The organism is Enorma sp. (assembly GCF_982429025.1).
The window spans coordinates 19,331-28,790 of the sequence record NZ_CEWCAA010000028.1; the positions used below are offsets into that span (position 1 = coordinate 19,331).

Consider the following 9,460-nt stretch of genomic DNA (forward strand, 5'->3'; position numbering starts at 1 on the left):
CCTACTCCTCGGTGGCAGCCTCAGCCTCGGCAGCCTTCGCGGCCTCGGCCTCCTTGGCAAGCTGCTTCTTGGACTTCTTGGCCACGGTCTCGGTCTTCGGACCCTCCTCGGCAGCCTTCATGAGCGCTGCGACGGCATCGGTGAGCTGGGCGCCCTTGCTCTGCCAATCGTTGATCTTCTCGATATCAAGGCTGATCGTCTTGGGAGAGGTCAGCGGATTGTAGCGGCCCACCTCCTCGATGAAGCGGCCATCACGCGGGGAACGAGAATCGGCCACGACGACGCGATAGTACGGACGCTTCTTAGAGCCGTGACGAGCAAGGCGAATCTTGACTGCCAATGAAAACTCCTCCAACCATGCAGCCAAAAAGGCTGCGACTACAGACAAACAGGTTGTAATAATACGCCAACGGAGCGGGCAGGTGAAGTGCAAGCAGGCAACTTCTTCGGTATTTCCGCAGGCTCCTCCATATCTTACGCATGAAATCTAAGAATGCAAGCCCCTGCGGTATTGCGATCCTATGCGTCACTCGGTTTATTTTGGTTGAGGAACTTGTCGGGCCTCACCAGGTCGTCGCCGAAGCGTGCCGCTCGGCCGAAATTCACCGCGCCGTTGCCAAAGCGCTCACGCACCTTGTCGACGGCGACCGAAAGCTCTCGCTTGCTGCTCGATACGGCTCCGCGCTCGTCGACCTCGCAGAACAGATCCGTCTGAACGTCGCCATCGCACCTGAAATCGCTCATGCCGATACCGAGCAACCTAATATGCATTCCTTCCGTCCAGATCTCGTCCATAAGCGAGCGCGCAACGGAGACGAAGATGTTCTCGTCGTCGGTGGCATGCGGCAGACGACGCTGGATCGTGCGGCCACTGCCGTAAGAATACTTGACCTTCACCGTAACCGTGCGACCCGCCAGCCCGCGCCTGCGCAACCGGCGCCCGACCGATTCACCGAGCAGGGCAAGGGCCGCATCGATATCAGCGCGTTCGGTAAGATCTTGGGCAAAGGTGCGCTCGTTGCTTACTGACTTCGTCTCTTCAGGAGCATCGATGGGGGCAACGCCGCTTACCTCGAGGCCTGCGGCGCGATCATGCATAAGCTGTGCGTTCGTGCCGAACACCGTGACGAGGCGCGCCACGGGGGCGGCAGCGAGCTGGCCCAAGGTGTAGATGCCCATCCTCTTGAGCGATGTCTCCGCCGATGTACCGATGCCGCTCATAGCGCGCACCGGCAACGGCTCTAGGAAGTTTTCCTCGGTACCGGGCGGAACAATCGTGAGCCCGTGCGGCTTATCGCGATCGCTCGCGATTTTAGCGACCGTCTTACTGGTTCCCAGCCCAATGGAGCACGTGATGCCGAGCTCGCTCACGCGGCGCGATATGCGGCTCGCAATCTCGATAGGGTTCTCGCGCGAGAAGCGGCCCGGCGTGATATCGAAGAACGCCTCATCGATAGAAACCTGATCGACAAAGGGCGTTTCATCGGCCAAGATGTCCATGACCTTTGCGCTCATCTCGCGGTAGCGATCGAAATGTCCGCTCGTCCAAATGGCATGGGGGCACAAGCGCTTGGCCTGGGCGGAAGGCATGGCTGAATGGACCCCGTAGGGTCGCGCTTCGTATGAAGCGGTGGAAACGACGCCGCGCCCCTCGGGGGACCCCCCTACGATAACGGGCTTACCGCGCCATTCAGGGTGATCGAGCTGCTCCACGCTCGCAAAGAAGGCATCGAGGTCCATAAGCCCGATGGCTGGACCTCGCCAATTACCAAAGAGCTCGAAGATGTCTTCCACCGCGCACCGCTCCCCCATGATCACGGGCATACATGAGTGCCCAGAGCGCTCTTAGACCAAGTCGAGCGAAAGCTGCGGAGCATCTCCCCAGAGCTTCTCGAGCCGATAGTACTCGCGCGCCTCAGGAGTAAACACATGAACGACAACCGAGCCGTAGTCCATGAGAATCCACGTCCGCTGATCGCGGCCCTCGATGGAGAACGGATGCTCTCCGCATGCCTTGGCCACCTGCTCCTCGATTTCATCGACGATCGTATCGACCTGACGGTTGTTGAATCCGGTCGCAATCATGAAGAAGTCACATACATCGGAAAGCTCAGTGAGGTCGAGCACGACGACGTCCTCGGCCTTCTTATCGAATGCAGCCTGCGCGGCTGCGCGAGCGACCTCTTCGGCGGCAACACCCGAAGAAGAAAGCGAGGCCGCGGAGCGATCAACCGAGGCTACGGACTCATCGCGCTCGGGCATGGCGTCAGAGCGGTCGATGGGCTCGATGAGGGCATCGGTGGCGTCGGTTGCGTTTTCCTGGTTCATAGCGTCCTTTCGTTCTGGTCAATCATGTCATAGTGGTCAAAATGGGACAGTCCCGTTTTGGAACGGTCAAAACAGGACTGTCCCATTTTGACTCACCTATTTTGACAGTACGTAGTGGTTGTAGATGTCGAGGGCCGTAGGATAGAGATATCTCCCAGATTGAATCACATAGACGAGACCTTGGGAGAAGCACGCGAAAAAGAGCTCGGACAGCGATGAGACCCCCACCATCGACCTGAGCTCGTCTGCGTAACTACCATGGCGGCCGGGCTCGATGGCATCGGCCACGAAGACCACCATATCAAGCGGCGTCATGTCGCACGCCCCCACCGTGTGCCGATCGATGGCCTGAAAGACGCCCTCCGGAAGCTCCGGAAAGAGCTCGGGCAGCTCGCGCGCGGCAACAGGACCATGTAGGAGCGGAGCCGCAAGCTCGGGGGAACCTGCCACGTCCACGCCGTAACGAATGGCGCGCGCAACTACCTCATCGCTTGAAAGCACCTTGTCCCAGTCGTGAAGCAGGCCGGCCGCAACCGCTTCGAAGCGATTGACACCATAGCATCGGGCGAGCCTATCGGCCGTGCGTGCAACACCGAGCGAGTGCGCATGGCGCTTGCGCGCCTCCTTCATGCGCACATCAAGCAGTCCTTCAATGCGTTCAAGCTCGAGCAGCTCGTTTTCGGCAAACCCCAAGGTAGAGGAAACTGATCCCTGTTCGCGGGACATGGTCACGCATCCTTTCGGCGGCTATCGCTCTTGCGGTAGAGATGGTTCTTGCGAATATACCCAATCACCGATTCCGAAGTGAGGTATCGAGCGCTCTTCCCGAGCGCCACGCGCTGTCGGATATTCGTCGAGCTGATCGCAAGGGCGGGAATCTCGATGTAGCGAACATCAAACGGAAACCCTGATGCCTCGATGCGCTCACGCGCTTGGGTGATATCGTATCCAGGCCTGGTGGCTGCGATAAGAGTCGCAAGCTCGGCGATTTGCCCCGCATCACGCCATGAGACGATATCGAGAATCGCGTCAGCGCCGGTAATGAAGTAGAGATGGACGTTGCTCGGATATTGCTCGCGCAGATAGGTGAGCGTATCGACGGTATAGGTTACGCCTTCGCGATCGATCTCGAGCCTGCTCGTGTAGAAGGCCTCGTTCGCAGCTGTCGCGAGCACCGTCATCGCATACCGGTCCTCGGGACTCGAGACCTCCTGATCGAGCTTGAAAGCCGGCGAGCCTGCGGGCATGAAGAGCACGAGGTCGAGACCGAGCGCCTCGCGAGCTTGCTCGGCGGTGACCAAGTGCCCGTAATGGATGGGGTCGAACGTTCCGCCCATGATGCCTAGCCGGTACGTTCGATTCGGATCGCTCCCGATCTCGGGAAGCGCAAGCTTCTTTCGCCCATCCATGAGCATCTAGCCCTTCTCGTCGACCGCGGCCCCCAGGGCCTCGTCCTCCTCAACAAGGATAGCATCCCCGTCATCTTCTTCAGGGAACTCTTCGGCCCCCTCGAAGCTGAAAGCTCGTCCTACGATGCGGACCTCATCGCCAGCGCGACAGCCCGCGGCCTCGAGGGCATCGTCCACACCCATGCGCGAGAACCGACGCTGCAGGTAGATGATGGCCTCTTCGTTTTCCCAGTCGGTCTGCACCACCAAGCGCTCAACCTGGGTGCCCGTGACGCGAAATGCGCCCGGCTCCTCTTGGAACACCTGGAACCGCTTCTCGCGCTCACGGCGACGACGCTCCCAGCGCTCATCGTAGACGACGGGATCTTCCGTGCTGGACAGCTCGGAGCGAAGCCGTGCCACGAGCTCGCCAACAGAGAGCATGAGCGTGTTCATGCCGGCACCGGTGACGGCAGAAACCGCAAAGAACATATGGCCATCGGCAAGAGCTGCCTGCTTGAGCTCGGCAACGCGGTCGGTCATGCCGGAAACGTCGCATTTGTTCGCCACGACGACCTGAGGCCGCTCGGAAAGCTCGACCGCGTAGCGGCGAAGCTCCTCGTTGATAACGCGGTAATCCTCTACGGGGTCACGTCCTTCGAAGCCGCCGGTGATATCGACGACGTGCATGATGAGCGCGGTGCGTTCTATATGGCGGAGGAACTGGTGGCCCAGCCCCTTACCCTCGCTCGCGCCCTCGATAAGGCCGGGAACATCGGCGACGACGTAGGAATACTCACCAGCGCGCACGACACCGAGGTTGGGGACGATCGTGGTAAAGGGGTAGTCGGCGATTTTGGGCCGCGCGGCACTCATGTGCGCGATAAGCGAGCTCTTCCCCACCGATGGCAGGCCAACGAGCGCGGCATCGGCCATGAGCTTCATCTCGAGCTCGATCCAATGCTCCTGCGCCGGCTCACCAAGCTGGGCAAAAGCAGGAGCGCGGCGGACCGAGGTGACGAAATGCGTGTTTCCAAGACCGCCGGCACCGCCCGGGGCAACGATCACGCGCTCACCATCATGGGTAAGGTCGGCGATCTCGAAAACAGGCTCCTGCGTATCGGGATCGAGCTCGCGCACGACGGTGCCCACGGGCACGCGCAAGATGAGATCCTCCCCCGCCTTACCGTCTTTGCGAGCGCCCTTGCCGTGAGTGCCACGCTCCGCACGAAAATGGTGCTTGTAGCGATAGTCGATGAGCGAAGAGAGCTGGGCGTCGGCCTGAATGATGACGTCACCGCCACGGCCTCCGTCGCCGCCGTCTGGCCCGCCCTTGGGCACATGGGCCTCGCGTCTGAACGACATGCAGCCGGCGCCGCCGTCGCCGCCTTTGACGTTGATGCGACTTATATCGGTAAACTGGGGCATCGTGCCTCGCTTTCAAAAAACGGGAGACCCCTGGTTATCCAGTGGGCCTCCCGAATATGCATGCGTATGAAGGGGCTGTTACGCAGTGGCAGCCGGATGAACGCTCACGCGATGCTTCACACCGCGCTTGTACTCAACGGTACCGTCAACGAGCGCGAAGAGGGTATCGTCCTTGCCGCGACCCACATTCTCACCGGGGTGGATGTGCGTGCCACGCTGGCGGACGAGAATCGTGCCCGCAGTGACGGTCTGGCCACCGAAGCGCTTGCAGCCAAGACGCTGACCGCGGGAATCGCGGCCATTACGGGAGGAACCGAGTCCTTTTTTGTGTGCCATGTCCTACCTACTCTCTCGAAGCCGCGAGCTACTCGGCGGCGGGAGCCTCGGCCGCAGCCTCGGCATCCTTGGTGGTCTTACGGGCAGCGCGCGAGGTAGCCTGGACCTTGGTGATCTTGACCTTGGTGAGCTGCTGGCGATGGCCCTTGAGACGATGATAGCGCTTGCGCTTCTTAAACTTGAAGACAAGCTGCTTCTCGCCCTTGAACTGATCGACGATCTCGGCCGTGACCTTGGCCTTGGCAAGCTTAGCGGGATCGGTGACGATCTTCTTGCCGTCGTTCAGGAAGAGGACGGGGAGCTCGACCTTGGAGCCGACCTCGGCGTCGATCTTCTCGACGGTGATGACATCGTCCTGAGCGACCTTGTACTGCTTGCCGCCTGTTGAAACGATTGCGTACATCTTTAGCCCTTCATGCATCTGGTAGTGCAACGGTCGAACATAATAGCAGCTGCGTATTCGTGCGTCAACGGATATTCGCAGAGTCTCCGCAACTCGTGGGGCCGCTTTTACCTATGGTCCGCAGCATCAAACAGTCCTCGCCCTGTAGGCTTTGCCTACAGGGCTGCGAAACTCGCTGCGGACCATATATAAAAGCGGCCAAAACAGGACTCCGCCAACGGCAAACAGCAAGTTCGGCTTCACGACTATCTCAAACTCATCAAGCAGCGGAAAGGCGTGCTCAGCGCACGTGAAGCGGGTCGAGGTGGGTGCCCTCGCTGGAAAGCGCGTATTGGGCGGTACGGGTCACCTCATAGCGAGGGATCTGGGTAAGGTGCTGTATGCCCGTGGAGTGAATAGGGGCGTCCGGTGTTCCGTCGAGGTAGTTGTTGAGCGCCCCCACGAGTACTTCGGGACGGAGTGCCCCATCGTTATCCATGCGGGTATCGAGCGTGAGCAGGAAATGGCCCTCCCCCGCCTGCGCGAGCGTATACCCCGCAAGGGTTCGCGTGAGGTCCAGGCTCTTCTCCTTCTTGCCGCGCAGATACGCTATGGTGCCCTGGACTCGGATGGCTTCCAATGCCTCGCGCACCATGCACTCGGTAGCCGATGCGTCACCAGTCCACAGGTTGACTGCATACTCAGCGCAGGTGATGAAGGCCGTCAAGGCGGCAGCGCGCACGTCAACGTACCCCACCTTGACAGGAGCAAGGTCAACGGGAGATGCTGCCTTAAGACGCTCGAAAGCTTCACTTGGGGGAACGAGCTCGGTTAGGAACACGTCGTACCATTCGCAATCCGAGGCAGTCCCCACCGGCAACGCCGAGGAGAAACCAGCCCGCATATGGGGTGAAAAGCCCTGGGTGACGGCATAGGGAAGCTGGGCGCGCCTGATGATGCGCTCAATGGTATGGAGCACCTCGAGATGTCCGAGGTAGCGAAGGCGCCCCTGCTTGACATAGCGAACCCGCAGGCGAAAGAGGGTCTGCTCGCTCACGAACGATCACCTACCAAAACGTTACTCACTCCGAGCGTGGGGCAGATGCCGCACCCGGTGCAGGATGAGCGCGTGCAATCCGCCGTCGTGATGCCAGCGAGGGCACGGCGCCACTCACGCTCCAAAAAGCCGCGCGACTCGCCAGGACTCACATGCTCCCACGGAAGCCGAGCGTCGAGCTCAAACGGATCCCGTGCAACCGCGCGCAAGTCGACGCCTGCATCGTGCGCCGCCTCGAGCCAACGGTCAAGTGAGAACTGCTCCGTCCACGCATCGAAGCGCGCCCCGCGCTTCCACGCGCCCATGATAACGGGAAGCATGTCCCGTCCGCCTCTCGAGAGAGCAGCTTCGATGAGCGAGGTGGCCGCATCATGGTAATGGACGCGAATCGCCCGGTCGTGGACGCTGTCGAGCAGGAGCTTCTGGCGCCTACGGACCTCATCGTCATCGAGCTGGCCGCACCATTGGAACGGTGTGTGCGCTTTGGGGATGAAGACCGAGACGGAGATGGAAACCGAAAGCCCGCCGCGCTGGCCCTTGGGAACGATCTCACGGCCGATCTGGAGCACGCGCTCAGCAAGCTCACCGATGGCGACGATATCTTCATCGCGCTCATCGGGGAGCCCCATCATGAAGTAAAGCTTGCAGCGGCGCCATCCGGCTTCGAAGGCGGCACGCGTAGCGCGCTCCAAGTCTTCCTCGGTAACGTTCTTGTTGATGATGTCGCGCATGCGCTGGCTGCCGGCCTCGGGAGCAAAGGTGAGCCCACCCTTCTTCTCACCCGCGACTTGAAGGGCCATGTCAACGCCAAAGGAATCCAGCCGCTGCGATGGTATGGAGACCGAAATCCCCGTGTCTTGCAGGTTGCGATTCAAGCGCTCGAGAATCTGCGAACAGCAGGAATGGTCGGTAGTCGAAAGCGAGGTGAGCGAGACCTCATCGTAACCGGTCTCCTTAAGACCCCGCGAAACAGCGGCAACGATTTGATCGGGCGTGCGCTCTCGAACAGGGCGGTAGGTGATTCCCGCCTGGCAGAAGCGGCACCCGCGCGCGCACCCGCGCAACACCTCGATTGAGAGGCGGTCATGCACAAGCTCCGTATAGGGCACGACGGATTGGCTCACCGGATCGGTTGCCCCGAAATCGGCAACGACGCGCTTGTACACAACGTCGGGCACATGCTCTCCCTCAAGAGGAACGGTATAGCCATGCACTGTGCAAGCTCCCTCGTGAGACACCTCGTAAAGCGAGGGCACGTAGGTCCCCGGCACGCAAGCAAGGGCGCGCAGCATCTCCGTACGCGAGGCACCCGCATCACGGAGGCGGCGGTGCTCGCGGCAGAGCTCAACGATATGCTCCTCACCCTCACCGATGAGGATGCAGTCGAAGATCTCGGCAATCGGTTCAGGGTTATAGACGGAGGGTCCTCCGGCAATGACAAGCGGGTCGTCTTCTCCGCGCTCACGGGCAAGAAGCGGGATGCCGGCCAAATCGAGCGCCTCGAGATAGTTGGTTGCGGCCATCTCGTGCGGGACATGAAGCCCCACCACGTCGAAGGACGCTACGGGCGCCGCACCCTCAAGGGAAAGCAGCGGAACCCCTGCGGCGCGCATCTCGTCTGCCATGTCGATCCAGGGAACGTACGAACGCTCGCATGAAATATCATCTTCGCGATTGAGCGCTGCGTACAGGATGGCAATGCCCTGGTTAGGAAGACCGACCTCGTAGACATCGGGATAGATCAGGCACGCGCGGTAATCGGCCTCTTGCGAAGACCGGGTGCCCCATTCGTGGTCGATATAGCGGCTCGGTTTCTCCACGCGAGCAAGTAAAGGTTGAAGCTGATCAAAGCAATCGCGATAAGCGGTGCGCACGGCACTCCTCTCATACCGATTAATAGAGGCATGGACCATACGAGGCCACGGATGAAGGCAAACTGGGGGCAAAGGTTAGCGAGCGCTGCGGTTAACCGCCGCCTCCTGCACTCCGGCGGGGCCTGCGGAACCCGATGCCGTCACGTTGCGGGCGAACGAGACCACACGAGACACGCGGGCGTTCACGGGGGCGTAGTTGATCCCGCGTTCATACGCGCTTGCGAGTGCCCGCCCCATGGCATAGGTTCCTCCAGCAGCCACAAGCGCCTTGACGACGAAGGAGAGCCTGGGGGTAAGGCGGCAAAGGCCCTTAGCAGCCAAGCGAAGCAGAAGGCCTGAGCCCACAACAGCGGCGACCTCGTAACCGCGTTCTGGCTCAAGCTTATAGCCGAAGACGGCTGCGAGCTTAAGCACCATGCCGACCTCGGCGATCGTCATCACCGGAAAATCCGCACCCGGAATGAAGAAGAGCGCGCCGGTAGCCATGTTCGTGAGCGCGCAGGAGGTGATGATGCGGTTCGCAGCAGCGATGCGCATGAACGGGAAATTAGCTGCAAAGGCGACGTCCTTCTCGGTGCGGTCCAAGATCCAACGAGCAAGCGTCTCAAGCAGGTAACTCGCATCAGTAGCCGCGATAAGTCCGAGCATGGGGGTATCGGCGGTAATG

The 9,460-nt window shown here is 60.7% G+C and carries 10 protein-coding genes and 1 pseudogene; all 11 read right to left on the reverse strand.

Annotated elements, in window-relative coordinates:
• Window position 1 precedes the first annotated feature (1 nt).
• Window positions 2-340, reverse strand: a complete 339-nt coding sequence (gene rpsP / locus AC1VS5_RS06105; protein WP_019128356.1) for a 30S ribosomal protein S16 — start codon at window positions 338-340, stop codon at window positions 2-4.
• Between the two features lie 179 nt (window positions 341-519).
• Entirely contained in the window at window positions 520-1,812 is a 1,293-nt protein-coding gene (gene dinB, locus AC1VS5_RS06110) for a DNA polymerase IV (RefSeq protein WP_481218052.1), read from the reverse strand.
• Between the two features lie 33 nt (window positions 1,813-1,845).
• Window positions 1,846-2,262, reverse strand: a complete 417-nt coding sequence (gene rsfS / locus AC1VS5_RS06115) for a ribosome silencing factor (protein ID WP_235895841.1) — start codon at window positions 2,260-2,262, stop codon at window positions 1,846-1,848.
• 162 nt (window positions 2,263-2,424) lie between these two features.
• The gene (gene yqeK / locus AC1VS5_RS06120; protein ID WP_329739804.1) at window positions 2,425-3,054 is read right to left on the reverse strand and encodes a bis(5'-nucleosyl)-tetraphosphatase (symmetrical) YqeK; all 630 of its coding nucleotides are present in this window, start codon (window positions 3,052-3,054) and stop codon (window positions 2,425-2,427) included.
• A 2-nt stretch (window positions 3,055-3,056) separates the two neighbouring features.
• Window positions 3,057-3,737: a nicotinate-nucleotide adenylyltransferase gene (gene nadD / locus AC1VS5_RS06125; RefSeq protein ID WP_035101364.1), complete on the reverse strand. Its 681-nt coding sequence runs from the start codon at window positions 3,735-3,737 to the stop codon at window positions 3,057-3,059.
• 6 nt (window positions 3,738-3,743) lie between these two features.
• The gene (gene obgE / locus AC1VS5_RS06130) at window positions 3,744-5,144 is read right to left on the reverse strand and encodes a GTPase ObgE (RefSeq protein ID WP_481218047.1); all 1,401 of its coding nucleotides are present in this window, start codon (window positions 5,142-5,144) and stop codon (window positions 3,744-3,746) included.
• A 78-nt stretch (window positions 5,145-5,222) separates the two neighbouring features.
• Window positions 5,223-5,480, reverse strand: a complete 258-nt coding sequence (gene rpmA, locus AC1VS5_RS06135; protein WP_019128362.1) for a 50S ribosomal protein L27 — start codon at window positions 5,478-5,480, stop codon at window positions 5,223-5,225.
• A 28-nt stretch (window positions 5,481-5,508) separates the two neighbouring features.
• Window positions 5,509-5,883: a 50S ribosomal protein L21 gene (rplU, locus tag AC1VS5_RS06140; protein WP_019128363.1), complete on the reverse strand. Its 375-nt coding sequence runs from the start codon at window positions 5,881-5,883 to the stop codon at window positions 5,509-5,511.
• Between the two features lie 280 nt (window positions 5,884-6,163).
• Window positions 6,164-6,919: a TIGR03936 family radical SAM-associated protein gene (locus tag AC1VS5_RS06145; RefSeq protein ID WP_481218048.1), complete on the reverse strand. Its 756-nt coding sequence runs from the start codon at window positions 6,917-6,919 to the stop codon at window positions 6,164-6,166.
• The gene (locus AC1VS5_RS06150) at window positions 6,916-8,793 is read right to left on the reverse strand and encodes a TIGR03960 family B12-binding radical SAM protein (RefSeq protein WP_481218049.1); all 1,878 of its coding nucleotides are present in this window, start codon (window positions 8,791-8,793) and stop codon (window positions 6,916-6,918) included. The genes AC1VS5_RS06145 and AC1VS5_RS06150 overlap by 4 nt, the downstream gene beginning before the upstream one ends.
• A 75-nt stretch (window positions 8,794-8,868) precedes the next feature.
• A pseudogene (locus AC1VS5_RS06155) lies at window positions 8,869-9,460 on the reverse strand (hypothetical protein); the annotation flags it as partial.

Bases quoted from the DNA above. Each gene is read 5' to 3' on its own strand.
- rplU (WP_019128363.1), bottom strand. From the start codon at position 5,883: ATGTACGCAATCGTTTCAACAGGCGGCAAGCAGTACAAGGTCGCTCAG.
- nadD (WP_035101364.1), bottom strand. From the start codon at position 3,737: ATGGATGGGCGAAAGAAGCTTGCGCTTCCCGAGATCGGGAGCGATCCG.
- rsfS (WP_235895841.1), bottom strand. From the start codon at position 2,262: ATGCCCGAGCGCGATGAGTCCGTAGCCTCGGTTGATCGCTCCGCGGCC.
- dinB (WP_481218052.1), bottom strand. From the start codon at position 1,812: ATGGGGGAGCGGTGCGCGGTGGAAGACATCTTCGAGCTCTTTGGTAAT.
- rpmA (WP_019128362.1), bottom strand. From the start codon at position 5,480: ATGGCACACAAAAAAGGACTCGGTTCCTCCCGTAATGGCCGCGATTCC.
- obgE (WP_481218047.1), bottom strand. From the start codon at position 5,144: ATGCCCCAGTTTACCGATATAAGTCGCATCAACGTCAAAGGCGGCGAC.
- yqeK (WP_329739804.1), bottom strand. From the start codon at position 3,054: ATGTCCCGCGAACAGGGATCAGTTTCCTCTACCTTGGGGTTTGCCGAA.